Annotated in this window: 17 protein-coding genes; 10 read left to right on the top strand and 7 right to left on the bottom strand. The window is 56.0% G+C overall.

Annotated elements, in window-relative coordinates:
- Nucleotides 1-159 precede the first annotated feature (159 nt).
- Together RGV06_RS16920 and RGV06_RS16915 are read left to right on the top strand one after the other, a co-directional pair.
- Nucleotides 160-1569, top strand: a complete 1410-nt coding sequence (locus tag RGV06_RS16920) for a peptidoglycan DD-metalloendopeptidase family protein (protein WP_019823149.1) — start codon at nt 160-162, stop codon at nt 1567-1569.
- Between the two features lie 3 nt (nt 1570-1572).
- Nucleotides 1573-2664, top strand: a complete 1092-nt coding sequence (locus RGV06_RS16915) for an anhydro-N-acetylmuramic acid kinase (protein WP_046808572.1) — start codon at nt 1573-1575, stop codon at nt 2662-2664.
- Between the two features lie 74 nt (nt 2665-2738).
- Here RGV06_RS16915 and erpA read toward each other — a convergent pair whose 3' ends face one another.
- Nucleotides 2739-3089: an iron-sulfur cluster insertion protein ErpA gene (gene erpA / locus RGV06_RS16910; protein WP_016782396.1), complete on the bottom strand. Its 351-nt coding sequence runs from the start codon at nt 3087-3089 to the stop codon at nt 2739-2741.
- A 169-nt stretch (nt 3090-3258) separates the two neighbouring features.
- Nucleotides 3259-4293: an N-acetyl-gamma-glutamyl-phosphate reductase gene (gene argC, locus RGV06_RS16905; RefSeq protein WP_019823143.1), complete on the bottom strand. Its 1035-nt coding sequence runs from the start codon at nt 4291-4293 to the stop codon at nt 3259-3261.
- Nucleotides 4294-4426: 133 nt separating this feature from the next.
- Here argC and hemJ point away from each other — a divergent pair, with 133 nt between their 5' ends.
- From hemJ to coq7, 6 genes are all read left to right on the top strand, one after another.
- Nucleotides 4427-4855: a protoporphyrinogen oxidase HemJ gene (gene hemJ / locus RGV06_RS16900; RefSeq protein WP_019823142.1), complete on the top strand. Its 429-nt coding sequence runs from the start codon at nt 4427-4429 to the stop codon at nt 4853-4855.
- Between the two features lie 29 nt (nt 4856-4884).
- Nucleotides 4885-5856, top strand: a complete 972-nt coding sequence (locus RGV06_RS16895) for an NAD(P)H-dependent flavin oxidoreductase (protein ID WP_198821686.1) — start codon at nt 4885-4887, stop codon at nt 5854-5856.
- 61 nt (nt 5857-5917) lie between these two features.
- Nucleotides 5918-6433, top strand: a complete 516-nt coding sequence (locus tag RGV06_RS16890) for a DUF805 domain-containing protein (protein WP_019823140.1) — start codon at nt 5918-5920, stop codon at nt 6431-6433.
- 76 nt (nt 6434-6509) lie between these two features.
- Nucleotides 6510-7298 carry an SDR family NAD(P)-dependent oxidoreductase gene (locus RGV06_RS16885; protein ID WP_019823139.1) on the top strand — a complete coding sequence of 263 codons (789 nt, stop codon included), beginning with the start codon at nt 6510-6512 and terminating at the stop codon, nt 7296-7298.
- A 67-nt stretch (nt 7299-7365) separates the two neighbouring features.
- Nucleotides 7366-7704: a histidine triad nucleotide-binding protein gene (locus RGV06_RS16880; RefSeq protein ID WP_019823138.1), complete on the top strand. Its 339-nt coding sequence runs from the start codon at nt 7366-7368 to the stop codon at nt 7702-7704.
- 118 nt (nt 7705-7822) lie between these two features.
- Entirely contained in the window at nt 7823-8470 is a 648-nt protein-coding gene (coq7, locus tag RGV06_RS16875) for a 2-polyprenyl-3-methyl-6-methoxy-1,4-benzoquinone monooxygenase (RefSeq protein WP_019823137.1), read from the top strand.
- A gap of 135 nt (nt 8471-8605) precedes the next feature.
- Here the strand turns inward: coq7 and RGV06_RS16870 are convergent, their stop codons facing one another.
- Nucleotides 8606-9028 (bottom strand): OsmC family protein, encoded by a 423-nt coding sequence (locus RGV06_RS16870; protein ID WP_003444470.1) that lies wholly within the window; start codon nt 9026-9028, stop codon nt 8606-8608.
- Between the two features lie 222 nt (nt 9029-9250).
- Here RGV06_RS16870 and crp point away from each other — a divergent pair, with 222 nt between their 5' ends.
- On the top strand, nt 9251-9895 hold the full coding sequence (gene crp / locus RGV06_RS16865; RefSeq protein ID WP_019823132.1) for a cAMP-activated global transcriptional regulator CRP: 645 nt from the start codon (nt 9251-9253) through the stop codon (nt 9893-9895).
- Here the strand turns inward: crp and RGV06_RS16860 are convergent.
- From RGV06_RS16860 to RGV06_RS16845, 4 genes are all read right to left on the bottom strand, one after another.
- Nucleotides 9892-10593, bottom strand: a complete 702-nt coding sequence (locus RGV06_RS16860; protein WP_322150595.1) for a lipoate--protein ligase family protein — start codon at nt 10591-10593, stop codon at nt 9892-9894. The genes crp and RGV06_RS16860 overlap by 4 nt on opposite strands.
- 132 nt (nt 10594-10725) lie before the next feature.
- Nucleotides 10726-11562, bottom strand: a complete 837-nt coding sequence (trpC, locus tag RGV06_RS16855; RefSeq protein ID WP_198821684.1) for an indole-3-glycerol phosphate synthase TrpC — start codon at nt 11560-11562, stop codon at nt 10726-10728.
- Nucleotides 11559-12608, bottom strand: a complete 1050-nt coding sequence (gene trpD / locus RGV06_RS16850; protein WP_019823126.1) for an anthranilate phosphoribosyltransferase — start codon at nt 12606-12608, stop codon at nt 11559-11561. The genes trpC and trpD overlap by 4 nt, the downstream gene beginning before the upstream one ends.
- 9 nt (nt 12609-12617) lie before the next feature.
- The gene (locus RGV06_RS16845; protein WP_019823124.1) at nt 12618-13211 is read right to left on the bottom strand and encodes an aminodeoxychorismate/anthranilate synthase component II; all 594 of its coding nucleotides are present in this window, start codon (nt 13209-13211) and stop codon (nt 12618-12620) included.
- A gap of 398 nt (nt 13212-13609) precedes the next feature.
- Here RGV06_RS16845 and estP point away from each other — a divergent pair, with 398 nt between their 5' ends.
- A complete protein-coding gene (gene estP, locus RGV06_RS16840) occupies nt 13610-15538 on the top strand; it encodes an esterase EstP (RefSeq protein ID WP_322150592.1) in 1929 nt (642 codons plus the stop codon).
- The last annotated feature ends 57 nt before the right edge of the window (nt 15539-15595 follow it).

Below are 15595 nucleotides of genomic sequence, written 5' to 3'. Positions count from 1 at the left end.
AATTACAAGTTCTGGCCGGCATACGGCTGACTATCCGCGCGTGAACAGCTCGCGGACTTGCTTCAAGGGCGATTTGGTTATATTTTATACAGTTATTTCATATTCAATGTGTCAGTCATCTTTTCCAATTCACCCTTTATCTCAAAGTCAAAATCATCTATGACCAGTCAACCGCCTAAAGCGCCACCGCTTTATCCGAAGACCCACCTGCTCGCCGCAAGTGGTATCGCCGCTCTCTTAAGCTTGGCCTTGCTGGTATTTCCCTCCAGCGAAGTGGAAGCAAAAAGAACAACTCTAAATCTGGAGCTGGAAACACCTGCTGAACAACTGACACAAGATCAAGACGCTGCCGAGCTCGTTCAAGCCACAAATGAAGCGAATCCATCGCCATTTGCACAGATCGAACAGCAGGACAACGCACCGGTTGCGACTGCCAAAGTCGAACCTGAAGCACCAGCCGCACCTACCCATCGCGAAGTGATCGTAAGCAAGGGCGACACGCTCTCAACCTTGTTCCAGAAGGTTGGCCTGCCACCTACCTCTGTGCATGAAGTCCTGGCCAGCGACAAGCAAGCCAAACAATTCAGCCAGCTCAAGCATGGCCAAAAGCTCGAGTTTGAGATGAGTCCCGACGGCTTGCAGCTGAACAAACTGCATAGTCAGGTCAGCGATCTTGAGACCATTACCCTCAATAAAAGCGCCAAGGGCTATACCTTTCGCAGGGTCACCACACAACCGACCATGCGCACTGCGTACGCCCATGGCGTAATCAGCAGCTCGCTTTCGGTCTCTGGCCAGCGTGCAGGCTTGCCTCACAGCACCACGATGGATATGGCCAAGGTATTTGGCTACGACATCGACTTCGCTCAGGACATCCGACCAGGCGACCAGTTCGAAGTGATCTATGAGCAGAAAGTGATCAACGGCAAAACCGTAGGCACTGGCAACATTCTCTCTGCGCGCTTCACCAATCGCGGCAAAACCTTTACCGCGGTTCGTTACACCAACAAGCAAGGCAACAGCAATTACTACACCGCCGACGGCAACAGCATGCGCAAGGCATTCATCCGCACCCCTGTAGACTTTGCCCGCATCAGTTCGCGCTTTTCTTCAGGTCGCAAGCATCCGATCCTGAACAAGATCCGTGCTCACAAAGGCGTGGATTACGCAGCCCCCCGCGGCACTCCAATCAAAGCTACCGGCGATGGAAAAGTACTGCTGGCTGGTCGTCGTGGCGGCTACGGCAACACCGTAATCATTCAACACGGCAACACCTACCGCACGCTTTACGGTCACATGCAGGGCTTCGCCAAAGGCGTCAAAACCGGCGGTTCGGTCAAGCAGGGCCAAGTGATTGGTTACATCGGCACAACCGGCCTTTCGACCGGTCCGCATCTGCACTACGAGTTCCAGGTCAATGGCGTCCACGTTGATCCGCTGGGCCAGAAGCTGCCTATGTCCGATCCGATTGCCAAAGCTGAACGCACCCGCTTCCTGCAGCAAAGCCAGCCACTGATGGCCCGCATGAACCAGGAAAAGGCCACCCTCCTGGCCTCGAGCAAGCGCTAAGCAATGGCCCTCTATATAGGTGTGATGTCCGGTACCAGCCTGGACGGCATGGACATCGCTCTTATAGAGCTCGAGCCTGGCATCACTCTGCTCGCTACCCATTACATCCCGATGCCAGAAGCGCTGCGCAGCGAGCTCCTGGGGTTGTGCGCCAGCGGCCATGACGAAGTGGCCCGCTGCGCAATCGCCGAGAATCACTGGGTAGAACTGGCCGCACAGGGTGTCAACGCGCTCCTTGCTCAGCAACAACTCTCCCCATCAGATATCCGGGCGATCGGCAGTCATGGCCAGACCATACGGCACGAGCCCGCCCAAGGCTTCACCGTACAGATCGGCAATCCGGCACTCCTGGCCGAATTGACCAACATCTGCGTCGTAGGTGATTTTCGTCGTCGTGACGTGGCGGCCGGAGGCCAGGGCGCACCCTTGGTGCCTGCCTTTCACGAAGCCTTGTTCACGGCTGACATCGGAAGCAGGGCAGTACTGAACGTAGGCGGATTCAGCAATCTAAGCCTGATAACTCCTACTGCTCCCGTTGCAGGATTCGACTGCGGCCCAGGAAACGTACTGCTAGATGCCTGGATACAAGAGCGGCGCGGTGAACTGTATGACCGTAACGGACAATGGGCAGCCAGCGGCAAGGTTGAGCCACTGTTGCTCAATGCCCTGCTCAGCGATCCCTTCTTCAAGACCAAAGGCCCGAAAAGCACCGGGCGCGAGGTGTTCAACCTGGCATGGCTGAAACAGCATCTGTTCAACCTTCCGACCTTCCCGGCCGAAGACGTTCAGGCAACCTTGCTGGAGCTCACCGCACAGACCATCGTAGAGTCACTGCGCGCCGCTCAGCCGAACACTGACGAACTGCTGGTATGCGGTGGCGGCGCACACAATGCTGCATTGATGGCCCGACTGGCAGACTTACTGGCTCCCGCCCAAGTGAACAGCACCCAGGTCAAAGGGGTAGACCCCGACTGGGTCGAAGCAATGGCCTTTGCATGGCTGGCGCACTGCTGCCTGGAAAGCATCCCTACCAACCGCCCCAGCGTCACTGGCGCACGCGGTCTGCGTATATTGGGCGCCATCTACCCCGCCTGACACTCAGCTCAACGCGCAGACAGCAAAACGCCGCGAATCTACGCGGCGTTAAGTGTGAAGCCTGTACGACACATTTAAATCGAGAACGATGATCCGCAACCACAGGTTGTGGTGGCATTAGGGTTCTTGATCACAAAACGCGACCCTTCCAGACCCTCCTGATAATCCACCTCGGCACCCGCCAGGTACTGGAAGCTCATTGGATCGACCACCAGGCTTACGCCTTCGCGCTCAACCAGGGTGTCGTCATCGGCCACTTCTTCATCGAAGGTAAAACCGTATTGAAAACCGGAACAACCGCCGCCCGTAACAAAAACGCGCAACTTCAAACGATCATTACCCTCTTCATCGACCAGGCTCTTCACCTTGTGCGCAGCACCTTCGGTGAATTGCAAAGCCATGGGGGTGAAGGATTCGACGCTCATGCTGACTATCTCCCGGCGCTATGCCGCCATAATGCGTGATGACGCGCATTATCCGCTTCTCCTAGAAAAGCGGTCAACTATTCATAAGTAGCAACGCCAGGCTGCTGTCTGGAAGAGGCTCGTAAAACGCCCCCCCTTAATGACTGCCTGACGCTTAAAACCTGCTGCCTTAAGGCAGCATGCCAGCGTGTGACAAGCCCAGACGCTCATCCAGGCCAAACATAATGTTCATGTTCTGAACGGCCTGACCAGAAGCGCCCTTGACCAGATTGTCGATCACAGACAGCACCACGACCAGATCGCCATCCTGTGGCCGATGCACGGCAATGCGGCATACATTGGCGCCCCTCACACTCCGGGTTTCCGGATGGCTTCCCGCAGGCATCACATCAACAAACGGTTCGTTGGCGTAACGCTTTTCAAACAGCGCCTGCAGATCAACAGAGCGGTCGACTACGGTCGCGTACAGCGTGGAGTGGATACCGCGAATCATCGGCGTCAGGTGCGGTACAAAGGTAAGGCCTACGTCTTTCCCAGCTGCGCGACGCAAACCCTGGCGGATTTCCGGCAGATGACGATGACCTTTTACTGCATAGGCTTTCATGCTTTCTGACGTTTCGGCGTACAGCGAACCCACACTCGCGCCACGACCGGCGCCGCTCACGCCCGACTTGCAGTCAGCGATCAACTGCGCGGTATCCGCCAGACCCGCCTCCAGCAAAGGAATGAACCCCAATTGAGTTGCGGTGGGATAGCATCCCGGCACTGCAATCAGTCGTGCCTGCTTGATGTGTTCGCGATTCACTTCCGGCAAACCATAAACCGCCTCTTCCAGCAGTTCTGGAGCACCGTGAGGCTGGCCGTACCACTTGGCCCACTCATCAGCATCCTGTAAGCGGAAGTCCGCCGAGAGGTCGATAACCTTGGTGCCTGCAGCCAGCAGTTCGCCAGCCAAGGCATGGGCTACACCGTGAGGCGTTGCGAAAAACACAACATCACACGCTGCCAGTGTTTGAGTGTCCGGCACGCTGAAGGCCAAGCCGTCGTAATGACCGCGCAGGTTGGGATACATATCGGCAACTGGCAGGCCAGCCTCGGATCGAGAAGTGATGACAACCACTTCAGCCTGCGGGTGCTGTGCCAGCAAACGCAGCAATTCGACCCCGGTGTAACCCGTGCCGCCGACAATACCGACCTTGACCATAACCTGCCCTCAACGAAACCACTGGAAAGCCCTCGATAATAGGGATACCGAGCCCCTGCGACAACCGCCAAGGTGACTCCCGGGCGCTCTACTACTACTATTTGATCTACCGTGAACCTGGGAATAACTAAAAATGCTTTATCTATGGCTCAAAGCCTTTCACATCATCAGCATCGTCTGCTGGTTTGCTGGCCTCTTTTACCTGCCCCGCCTGTTTGTTTACCACGCACAAAGCGACGATTGCGTTAGCAAAGAGCGATTCAGCATCATGGAACGCAAGCTGTATCGCGGCATCATGGGCCCGGCAATGATTGCGACCCTGATTTTCGGCGGCTGGTTGATCAGCCTCAACCCAAGCGGCTATTTCAGCCAGGGCTGGATGCACGTCAAACTGACGCTGGTAATCCTGTTGATCGGTTATCACCACATGTGTGGTGCGCAGGTAAAACGCTTTGCCCGCGGCGAGAACAAACGCAGCCATGTGTTCTATCGCTGGTTCAACGAAGTACCGGTCGTGTTTCTGCTGGCGATCGTAATTCTGGCCGTGGTCAAACCGTTTTAAACTCACTTCTTAACGATCCGAGGTTATCCATGTCACTGCCCGCCCTGCTTGAACAACGCTTGCGTCTGCCGGTAGTTGCAGCCCCCATGTTTCTGATTTCCAACCCCAAGCTTGTCCTGGCCTGCTGCCGCAATGGAGTGGTAGGCAGTTTTCCTGCACTCAACCAGCGCGAGAGCAGTGGTTTCAAGGCCTGGCTTGAAGAAATCGAAGCTGGACTCGCCGTATTGGATAACCCTGCCCCCTACGCCGTGAACCTGATTGTGCATAACAGCAACCCACGGCTGCAGGCGGACCTGGCGATTTGCATCGAACATAAAGTGCCGATCGTGATTACGAGCTTGGGGGCAGTCAAAGAGGTCGTTGATGCCGTTCACAGCTACGGTGGCTTGGTTTTTCACGATGTCACCACCCGACGTCATGCTGAGAAAGCAGCTGAAGCCGGGGCCGACGGCCTTATTGCCGTCGCTGCAGGAGCTGGCGGTCATGCTGGTACCTGGAGCCCTTTTGCATTGCTCGCCGAAATACGACAGTTTTTCGACAAGACCGTACTGCTGGCAGGTTGCATGAATCATGGGCACGAGATTCTCGCAGCCCAGATTTTGGGGGCAGACCTTGCCTACCTTGGCACACGCTTTATCGCTACCCAAGAAAGCCATGCACCTGACGCCTACAAAGATATGCTGCTGGCATCCCGCGCCGCCGATATCATTCACACCCCGGCGGTATCGGGTGTGCCCGCCAGTTTTATGCGCCAGAGTCTTGAAAATGCAGGTTTCGACCTCGCGGCACTCCAAGGCAAAAACGAAACAGGTGCAAGCAATAAACTCAAACCACTGACCGATGAAGCCAAAGCGTGGAAAACGGTCTGGTCTGCGGGCCAAGGTGTAGGAGAAATCCACGACCTGCCAACAACCGATCAATTGATCGCACGCCTGGATGAGGAATACCGCAAGGCGCAAAGCCTCACTTCAAGGCTCGCCCAGCATTGGCCGCAACACTGACATTACCAAGCCCGCCATTCTCGGCGGGTTTTTTTAACCCTCTCCGGACAAGGAAGCCACTGTGGCCGAGCTTAGCCTGAACAAAACACCTCAAGAACAGTACGCGGTGCTAGACCCAACAGGGTTCAGCGGCCGGATCGGGCGTTTACGACTGCTGGCCTGGAGCATGGTAATCACCATCATCGCCATGGTGACATCACTTCTGGTTTTGCTCGCCATCAAGGTCTCTCCCACGCTTGGCATTACCTGCGGTGCAACCCTCACACTGGCCTATTTCATCATCAGCCTGAGAATCAGCGCTCAGCGCTTACATGACCTCAACTGGTCCGCATGGATGCTGTTGCTGCATTTGGTACCCGTGGCCAATCTGGTCCTGGCCCTGATGATGCTGTTAATGCCTGGCACACCCGGCCCTAATAAATACGGGCCACCGCCACCGCCGAACAGCCGGGCAGTGAATGTTCTGGCCGCGATTACCATCTTTCTGATTGGACTGAGCATCTGCGTAATGATCGCCCTTTTTGCTTTGGGCCTGTTGACTGCGTTGATCAACGCAGTCAACAGCAACAGCATGTAGACTGCCCGCCTTAATGAACGCGTTAACGCCAGGGACATCATTGTCACCGGACTGTACCGTTGCAATGGAGAACAGCATGACCCGTTACGCTTTAATCACCGGCGCCTCCAGCGGCATTGGCCTGGCTCTGGCTGAGGCTCTTGCCCGACGCGGGCGCAGTTTGATTTTGGTGGCCCGCCAGCGGGATGCGCTGGAAACCATTGCGCTTGAGTTGACCCAGCGTTTTGGCGTCGAGGTATTGTTCCGCGCCTGCGACCTGGGTGAGCCTTTGCGCTTGTCAGGCTTTTTGCTGGAGCTTGAAGAAGGTGACCGTCAGATCGACCTGCTGGTCAATTGCGCAGGTATCGGCACCTGCGGCCCTTTCCTGGCCCATGACTGGAGCGCCGAACAAGACCTGATCGAACTTAACGTGCTGGCACTCACCCGCTTGTGCCATGCCATTGGCAACATGATGGCGGTACAGGGCGGCGGGCAGATTCTCAATGTGTCCTCGATTGCAGCTTTCAAGCCCGGTCCGTGGCTGAGCACCTACTTCGCCAGCAAAGCGTACGTCCTGCATTTTTCAGAAGGCTTGCGCGAAGAAGTGAAAAAAACCGGTATCAAGGTCTCGGTACTTTGCCCAGGTATCACCCGAACCCGTTTTTTTGATGCGGCCAAAATGAACACCGACCCCATCAAGCAAAGTGCCGGTGCCATGAGTCCTGAAGAAGTTGCGCTTTACACCGTGCGGGCACTCGATAAAAACAAGGCGATCATCATTCCAGGACGTCGCAACCGCTGGCTATCTCGCTTTCCGCGCGTTATCCCTCGCTGGATGACGCGGAAAATAGCCGCCTCGGTCAACAAATCCTACTGCCCTCGATAACGACAACTGGGCGTAACTCACTGCCCTGAGTACACTCAAACCGGACTTCACTCACGGAGACACTGCTTTGGATACTTTGTTTACCAAGATCATCAACCGTGAAATACCCGCCAGGATCATCTATGAAGATGATCAAGTGCTCGCTTTTCACGATATTGCCCCGCAAGCACCGGTCCACTTTCTGGTTATCCCGAAAAAGCCGATACGCACGCTCAACGACCTGGCCGAAGAAGACAAGCTGCTGGCCGGCCATATTCTCTTCACAGCACAACGTCTTGCCAAAGAGCTGGGCTGCGACGACGGCTTCCGCGTGGTGATGAACTGCAATGAAAAGGGTGGCCAAACGGTTTACCACATTCATATGCACGTGTTGGGTCAACGCCAGATGAATTGGCCGCCGGGCTGATTGGTACGCGACTTTGACGTGGGAGCCGCACGGTTCCCACCTCCATCCATGATCCAACGCAAACGCCCCCCCTGTGATTGGGGTAAACTGACCGCCGTGATTTTTTCCGGAGGTCAGCATGACTAACCAACGTCACTACTCGCCGATTGACCGTCTTCTGTTACAAGCCGATACCGCCCTGCGCACATTGCTGCCCTTCAGCGGCCAGCCTCATCGGCCATCACCGGCCATCGTCAAACCAGAAAACCCGCTAGACTCGCAGGCCACTCGCCATGTTGCCGGTCTGATGCGCATCAACCACACCGGCGAAGTCTGTGCTCAAGCCTTGTATCAGGGTCAGGCACTGACAGCCAAGCTCCCGCACGTGCGCGAAGCAATGGAACATGCAGCTGATGAAGAAATCGATCACCTGGCCTGGTGTGAGCAACGCATCCGCCAATTGGGTAGCCATCCCAGCGTGCTGAACCCGTTTTTTTACGGCATGTCCTTCGGGATCGGCGCAGCCGCAGGCCTGATTAGCGACAAAGTCAGCTTGGGGTTTGTGGCTGCGACTGAAGATCAGGTGTGCAAGCACCTGAACGAGCACCTTGAGCAGTTGCCGGCCGAGGACGAAAAGTCCCGGGCAATTCTTGAGCAAATGCGGATCGACGAAGAGCAGCACGCTGAGTCTGCACTCAATGCGGGTGGCTTCCGCTTCCCTGCCCCGATCAAGTTCGGCATGAGCCTGATGGCCAAGGTCATGACCAAAAGCACGTACCGCATCTGATCGCAGCCTCTTGCCTTCGACAGCGGCCACCGCATGAGCAATACAGGCGCATAAAAAAAGGGCTGAGTTCAGGCCCTTTTTTTATGCTGCTGGCGTAACGGCGACCCGGCTCAGCCTTGAAGGCTGAAACACTGCTCAGCCCAGCTCGATGATTTCGTAATCGTGGCTGATGGCAACGCCTGCCGCGCCAAGCATGATGGAGGCCGAGCAATACTTCTCGGCCGACAACTCAATGGCACGCTTGACCTGGGCTTCTTTCAAACCACGGCCCTTGACCACAAAGTGCAGATGGATCTTGGTGAAAACCTTTGGATCTTCGGTGGCGCGCTCCGCCTCCAGGAACGCCTCACAGCTCTCAACCGCCTGACGCGACTTCTTGAGAATGCTCACAACGTCAAAGTTGCTGCAACCACCCAAGCCTAGCAGCAGCATCTCCATCGGGCGTACGCCCAGATTACGACCACCGCTTTCAGGCGGGCCATCCATCACAACGACGTGGCCGCTGCCTGACTCGCCCAGAAACATGGCTTCGCCAGCCCATTGAATGCGTGCCTTCATCACCCAGACTCCACTGTTTTAAAAGGGGCGCCAGCTTAGCACAGGGCCGGAAACTGATAACTCGCCGCACTGAAGCGTTTCTCTGGCCAGACACTCAGAAAATTCTGCAATCCGCACAGAACCTGTCTGGTAAGCTGGCGCCAAATCGCTGGCGCCAGCCAGAAAGCGCTCTATATAAAAATAGATTTAACCCTTACTGTGTACGCTTCTCGGGATACAACCATGGTTGCTCTTACTCCCATACCCAAGATCAAAAACCTCGACAAGTTTTTGACTTTTTGCCAACGCAAACGATATCCAGCCAAGAGTAATATCATTTGTGCAGGTGAGTCTTCACACACCCTGTTCTTCATTATCAAAGGCTCGGTCACAGTTTTGATTGAGGACGAGGAAGGTCGTGAAATGATCATTGCCTACCTCAATAGCGGAGACTTTATTGGCGAATTGGGCTTGTTTGAACAAGCGGGGCAAGAGCAGTCGCGCAGCGCATGGGTTCGAGCCAAGACCGAGTGCGAAGTTGCAGAGATCAGCTATCCAAAGTTCAGAGAATACACTCAGCAAGAACCAGAAATTCTTTACGCGCTGAGTGGCCAAATAGCACAACGCCTGCGTAACACTACGCGCAAGGTCGGTGATTTGGCATTCTTTGATGTCACCGGAAGGGTTGCACGTTGTCTGCTTGAGTTGTGTAAACAACCCGATGCCATGACCCATCCGGACGGCATGCAAATCAAGATCACCCGCCAGGAAATCGGCAGAATCGTCGGTTGTTCTCGAGAGATGGTAGGACGCGTACTCAAAGGTCTGGAAGAACAGAACCTGGTCAACGTCAAAGGCAAAACCATGGTGGTCTTCGGCACACGCTAAGACTTGAGCAAGGGTGCCAAAATCTGTTGATAACTGGCACTCAGGCGCTCAAAGAAATCAGGGGCAGCGAACGCTTCGTGCAAGGCGATGTGACTGTCGGCAAGACAGCGTTGCTCCAGATCACACAGCTGATTGAAACGATTGACCGCTGCCACCATCGACTCACGTTCGTTATTTACCAGCAATGCACCATGTACCAGACCGACAGGTCGCTGCCCGCCTTGACTCTGGCGCCAGCGCTGAGCGGTACCCACCAGTTTTCGTGCATTGAGATTGACGTTGAAACGGCCATCACAAAATGCGCCTTCAACCTCCCCCAATGATGCCGTCCCGCCCAACTGTGTCAGCAAATCACAAATAGGTTCGCACAAGCGCCGGTACGCAGTTTCGATGCGCCCGTGATCGCCTTCACTGCGCAAAGGTGCGTAGACCAGAGCGATGTTGATCGTCGAGGCGGACTGAGGCACAGGCTCGCCACCGGTCTCACGCAACAGAATCGGCCAGCCACTGGCAGCCAATTCAATACCGGCCTGCTCAAAACCCGGCAAGCGACTCAGACGCCGCGGCATCACCAACGCCCGATCCGTGGGCTGCCAGAACAACACACCCGCCTCCATTTCACCCGCACAAACCGAGGCCAGCAAATCCTGCTCGGCCTTAAGGCCAGCTTCGACGGTGAGGTGTTTGATCAGAGGCATGCGAATCCTTTCGAGCGCAGAACAACAATGACTGTGGGAGCGAACCTGCTCGCGATGCAGGCGCCGAGGTCTATCAGGTAAATAAGCTGATGCCATCGCGAGCAGGCTCGCTCCCACAGGTAGTTTTGCGAGTCAGTCCAGTGTCGAACCGGTTACCGCTACAGCACGCTCAGGGAAGAACAATCGCTGTAACTCATTGCCCGGATTCTCGGCACGCATGAAGGCCTCGCCAACCAGGAACGAATACACTTCGCTGATTTCCATCAGCTCAACATCCGCACGGTTAAGAATTCCGCTTTCGGTAATCACCAGACGATCGCGTGGCACACGCGGCAACAGATCCAGCGTGGTTTCCAGGCTGACCTCAAAGGTATGCAGGTTGCGGTTGTTGATACCCACCAGCGGCGTGTCCAGAGTTTTAAGTGCGCGCTCAAGCTCATCGCCATCATGCACTTCAACCAACACATCAAGCCCTACACTTTTGGCGACAGCTGCCAGCTCGGCCATTTTCACGTCGTCCAGAGCGGACACGATCAACAACACGCAATCGGCACCCAAAGCCCGGGCTTCGACGATTTGATACGGATCGATCATGAAATCCTTGCGGATCACCGGCAAGGTACAGGCCGCACGGGCCTGCTGCAGGTACGCGTCGGCACCCTGGAAGTAATCGATATCGGTCAGCACGGACAGGCACGTCGCGCCGCCCGACTGGTAGCTTTTGGCAATTTCGGCAGGCACGAAGTGCTCGCGAATCACGCCCTTGCTCGGTGAAGCCTTTTTGATTTCGGCAATCACCGCAGGTTGTTTTTTCTTGGCCTGCGCCAGCAACGCGTTGGCAAAACCGCGAACAGGATCAGCCAGAGCGGCCATACGCTCAAGTTCGGCCAGGCTCACGCGGGCGCTACGCTCGGCAACCTCTTGAACTTTACGCGCCAGAATATTTTCCAGAACGGTTGGCACACTCATGCTTCATTCTCCTGCTTGAAAATCGCGGTAAATGCACCCAGCTCTTCGAGCTTTTCACGGGCCAATCCGGTGTGCAACGCGTCGTGGGCCAACTCCACACCCTCTTTGAGAGTGTAGGCAAGGTCCGCGGCGTACAAGGCGGCGCCCGCATTGAGTACGATCATTTCAGCGGCTTTCTGGCCCGCTTCAGTTTTACGACGACCCAACGCATCGCGAATCAGCTCCAGCGACTGCTCTGGGCTGTCAACTACCAGACCGAACAAGCTTTGGCTCTTGATACCCAGATCTTCAGGCTGAACCCAATACTCGGTGATCTCGCCGTTCTTCAGCTCTGCAACATAGGTGGGGGCTGCGAGGCTGAATTCATCCAGCCCGTCCTGGGAATGCACTACCAATACGTGCTTGCTGCCCAAACGCTGCAACACTTCAGCCAACGGACGGCACAGTGCCTGGTTGAACACGCCGACCACCTGATGTAACACACCGGCCGGATTCGTAAGCGGGCCAAGCATATTGAACAGGGTACGCAGGCCAAGATCGCGACGCGGGATAGCGGCGTGCTTCATGGCGCCATGATGACACTGGGCAAACATGAAACCGATGCCCACGCTGTCGATGCAACGGGCGACTTGAACCGGTGTCAGGTTCAGATATACCCCGGCTGCTTCCAGCAAGTCGGCACTGCCGCTTTTGCCCGAGACAGCACGGTTGCCATGCTTGGCCACGGTGCAGCCTGCTGCGGCAATCACCAACGCCGAAGCCGTTGACACATTGAAAATATTCGCGCCATCACCACCGGTACCCACAATGTCGACCACACCATCGAGGGTCTTGAGTTCAACCTTGTCAGCCAGCTCGCGCATGACCGTCACGGCACCGACGATCTCGTCGATGCTTTCGCTCTTCATGCGCATGCCCATCATGAACGCGCCGATCTGCGCTTCGGTACATTGACCGGTCATGATGTCGCGCATGACGTCGCGCATCTCATCAGTGGTCAGGTCGAGATGACCGACGATACGGTTCAGGGCTGTCTTGATGTCCATTTGAAGTCCTTAGCGCGTGCCGCCGGTTTGTTTAAGAAAGTTGGCAAACAATTCATGACCCTGTTCGGTCAAGATCGATTCAGGGTGAAACTGCACCCCCTCGATGTTCAGCGTCTTGTGGCGCAGGCCCATGATCTCGTCCACAGAGCCGTCTTCAAGCTGAGTCCAGGCGGTGAGTTCCAGACAGTCCGGCAAGGTTTCACGCTTGACCACCAGCGAGTGGTAGCGGGTCACGGTCAACGGATTGTTCAGGCCCTGGAATACCCCTTTATCGAGGTGATACACCGGGCTGGTCTTGCCATGCATCACTTGCCGGGCACGAACCACATCACCGCCAAATGCCTGGCCGATGGACTGATGCCCAAGGCACACGCCCAGGATCGGCAGCTTGCCGGCAAAGTGCTTGATGACTTCGAGGGAAATACCCGCCTCGTTCGGCGTGCAGGGGCCGGGCGAGACCACAATGCGCTCAGGCTTGAGCGCTTCGATCTGGGCCACGGTCAATTCATCGTTGCGTACAACCTTGACCTCTGCACCCAGCTCGCCGAGGTACTGCACAACGTTGTAAGTAAAAGAGTCGTAATTATCGATCATCAGCAGCATGTTGCTAAACCTCTGAATTCACTGACATTCAAAACTGTTTTCAGAACGCTATGCCCGCAGTTTCAGTTGCTGGTTTGAACACACCAACCGAGGGGCAGCCATTCATGAAAACGCAAGGGGCAGGTCCGGCGAGGCCGGCAGAGAAATATTAGGCGCGCCAACGCCAACGGCCGTGGGCCTTGAGAACTCGCATAAAGAGTTTGCTGATGATCAACACAGGAAGGGTCTCATTTCTACGTCCCGGCACAGTAACGTAGCCTCGCAGAAGGCGCAACACGGGGCAGCAAATACGGGGCAAAACAGATAGACAATACTTTGTGTCTTTATTTGAAACGAAACACTTAATACAAATTGTTTTGATAGTGTCCGCGCTCCCAACAATAAAAAAAGATCTCCTCATGCGCAGACTTTCACTCCTCATCCCCCTGGCGGGATGCATCCTGTCCTTCGTCAGCGAACGCGTAATAGCGGCCCCAACCCCCTACTCCACGATGATCGTGTTCGGCGACAGTTTGAGTGACTCGGGGCAATACATCGACTTGAGTGGCGCCGTCGGCGACAGCACCCGCTTCACCAACCGCACCGGGCCTACTTACAAGGAGTTCAAGGGTGAAGCCTATGCTCCTGTTGCACCGATGCTGTTGGGAGCAAAGCTGGGCATCGCCCCCGGCGATCTTGCGCCGTCGACGTCGATGACCGGCGACATCGATGGCAACAACTGGGCAGTTGGCGGATATCGGACTGACCAGATATTCAAATCCATTACCAAAGTGTCAAAAGTAACCGTACCCAGAGACTGGTTCGGGGCAGGCTCAACATTGCGCAGCCGACGCGGCTACCTGGTGGAAAACGGCTTCAAAGCCGACCCCAAAGCGTTGTATTTCATCTCCGGCGGCGGTAACGACTTCCTTGACGAGAGAGTGAGAAACCCCGCCGAGGCAGCTAAAGCCGCGCAGAATCTGGCAGACAGCGCCTTCGCCCTGCAACAGGCCGGGGCGCGTTACATCATGGTCTGGATGTTGCCTGACCTGGGCCTGACCCCGGCCATTTACGGCACGCCTGCACAGGCCGGCAGCAGCTACCTCAGCGCTGCATTCAACACCGAACTGGCCCATCAACTCAGCCAGATAGATGCTGAAGTCATCCCCCTCAACATCCCGCTCTTGTTCCGTGAGGCGGTCTCCGATCCTTCCCGTTTTGGCCTGGCCACCGGGCACAACCTCGTGGGCACCTGCTTCAGCGGTGACGAATGCACAGAGAACCCGCAGTACGGCATCAGCAGCCCGACACCCGATCCCGCCAGGCTGTTATTCAACGACTCGGTCCACCCCACCGAAGCAGGGCAACGGTTAATCGCCGACTATGCCCACTCATTGCTCGCCGCTCCGTGGGAGGTGACGCTACTACCGGTGATGGCACAAGGCACGCTGAACGCCCACCAAGACCAGCTGCGTAATCAGTGGGGCAGCGACAACCGTCAATGGCAAGCTCCAGGGCAATGGCGAGCGTTCGTCGCGGGGGGTGGGCAACGCTTGAATATTGACGAGCAAAACACCTCTGTCAGTGCTGATGGCAGAGGCTTTAACGTCAATATCGGCACCAGCTATCGACTGGATGAACACTGGCGACTGGGCGTTGCGACCGGACTTTACCGGCAACGCCTCGAAACGGGCGCCCACGAATCGGACTACAAACTCAATAGCTATCTGGGCAGCGTATTTGCGCAATACCAACACAATCATTGGTGGGGTGATGCCGCGCTGACCCTGGGCAGACTGGATTACGACGATCTCAATCGAAAATTCGCCCTTGGCACCAGCGAAGGGATGGAGAAAGGACAAACCGACGGCCACCTGCGGGCATTAAGCACACGTCTGGGGTATGACATCGCACAGGCCTCGGCTCCGTGGAGCCTGTCGCCTTTTATCAGCGCCGATTACTCGCGAGTAGAGGTCAGCCGTTATGAAGAAAAAGGACGGCGCTCGACCGCATTGAGTTTCGAAGAGCAGACACTCGTTTCAAGTCGCATTGGCGCGGGCTTGCTCGCCAGCTACCAGTTCACTGCCCAGACCCGGGTGTTTGGCGAAGCCGCCCATGAGCATGAGTTTCAGGATGCCACTCAGCGCCTGAGCATCGCGCTTAATAGCCTGCCCAACAACAGTTTCAAGCTCGAAGGCTATACACCGCAAAGCAACCTTGACCGCATCAGCCTGGGGATCAGCCACAGGCTGACTGCCGACCTTATGCTGCAGGCGGCTTACAACGTAAGGAAGAGTGATGATGTAGCTCAGCAGGGAGCCAATATCGGGATTAGCTTGAACTTCTAAAAACACCGCAGTTTTTGTGGGAGCGAGCAGGCTCGCTCCCACAATGGATGCCACCAG

Origin of the sequence: Pseudomonas sp. CCI3.1 (assembly GCF_034313985.1) — a bacterium.
GTDB lineage: Bacteria > Pseudomonadota > Gammaproteobacteria > Pseudomonadales > Pseudomonadaceae > Aquipseudomonas > Aquipseudomonas psychrophila.
The sequence above is the reverse complement of the archived record's forward strand: the minus strand, read 5'-3'. Positions and strand labels throughout refer to the sequence as shown.

What these genes read in the sequence shown, in the direction of transcription:
- crp (WP_019823132.1), top strand. Translation starts at nt 9,251, where the DNA reads ATGGTTGCTCTTACTCCCATACCCAAGATCAAAAACCTCGACAAGTTT.
- hemJ (WP_019823142.1), top strand. Translation starts at nt 4,427, where the DNA reads ATGCTTTATCTATGGCTCAAAGCCTTTCACATCATCAGCATCGTCTGC.
- RGV06_RS16915 (WP_046808572.1), top strand. Translation starts at nt 1,573, where the DNA reads ATGGCCCTCTATATAGGTGTGATGTCCGGTACCAGCCTGGACGGCATG.
- argC (WP_019823143.1), bottom strand. Translation starts at nt 4,293, where the DNA reads ATGGTCAAGGTCGGTATTGTCGGCGGCACGGGTTACACCGGGGTCGAA.
- erpA (WP_016782396.1), bottom strand. Translation starts at nt 3,089, where the DNA reads ATGAGCGTCGAATCCTTCACCCCCATGGCTTTGCAATTCACCGAAGGT.
- RGV06_RS16920 (WP_019823149.1), top strand. Translation starts at nt 160, where the DNA reads ATGACCAGTCAACCGCCTAAAGCGCCACCGCTTTATCCGAAGACCCAC.
- RGV06_RS16870 (WP_003444470.1), bottom strand. Translation starts at nt 9,028, where the DNA reads ATGAAGGCACGCATTCAATGGGCTGGCGAAGCCATGTTTCTGGGCGAG.
- trpC (WP_198821684.1), bottom strand. Translation starts at nt 11,562, where the DNA reads ATGAGTGTGCCAACCGTTCTGGAAAATATTCTGGCGCGTAAAGTTCAA.
- estP (WP_322150592.1), top strand. Translation starts at nt 13,610, where the DNA reads ATGCGCAGACTTTCACTCCTCATCCCCCTGGCGGGATGCATCCTGTCC.
- RGV06_RS16885 (WP_019823139.1), top strand. Translation starts at nt 6,510, where the DNA reads ATGACCCGTTACGCTTTAATCACCGGCGCCTCCAGCGGCATTGGCCTG.
- RGV06_RS16845 (WP_019823124.1), bottom strand. Translation starts at nt 13,211, where the DNA reads ATGCTGCTGATGATCGATAATTACGACTCTTTTACTTACAACGTTGTG.
- RGV06_RS16895 (WP_198821686.1), top strand. Translation starts at nt 4,885, where the DNA reads ATGTCACTGCCCGCCCTGCTTGAACAACGCTTGCGTCTGCCGGTAGTT.
- coq7 (WP_019823137.1), top strand. Translation starts at nt 7,823, where the DNA reads ATGACTAACCAACGTCACTACTCGCCGATTGACCGTCTTCTGTTACAA.
- RGV06_RS16860 (WP_322150595.1), bottom strand. Translation starts at nt 10,593, where the DNA reads ATGCCTCTGATCAAACACCTCACCGTCGAAGCTGGCCTTAAGGCCGAG.
- trpD (WP_019823126.1), bottom strand. Translation starts at nt 12,608, where the DNA reads ATGGACATCAAGACAGCCCTGAACCGTATCGTCGGTCATCTCGACCTG.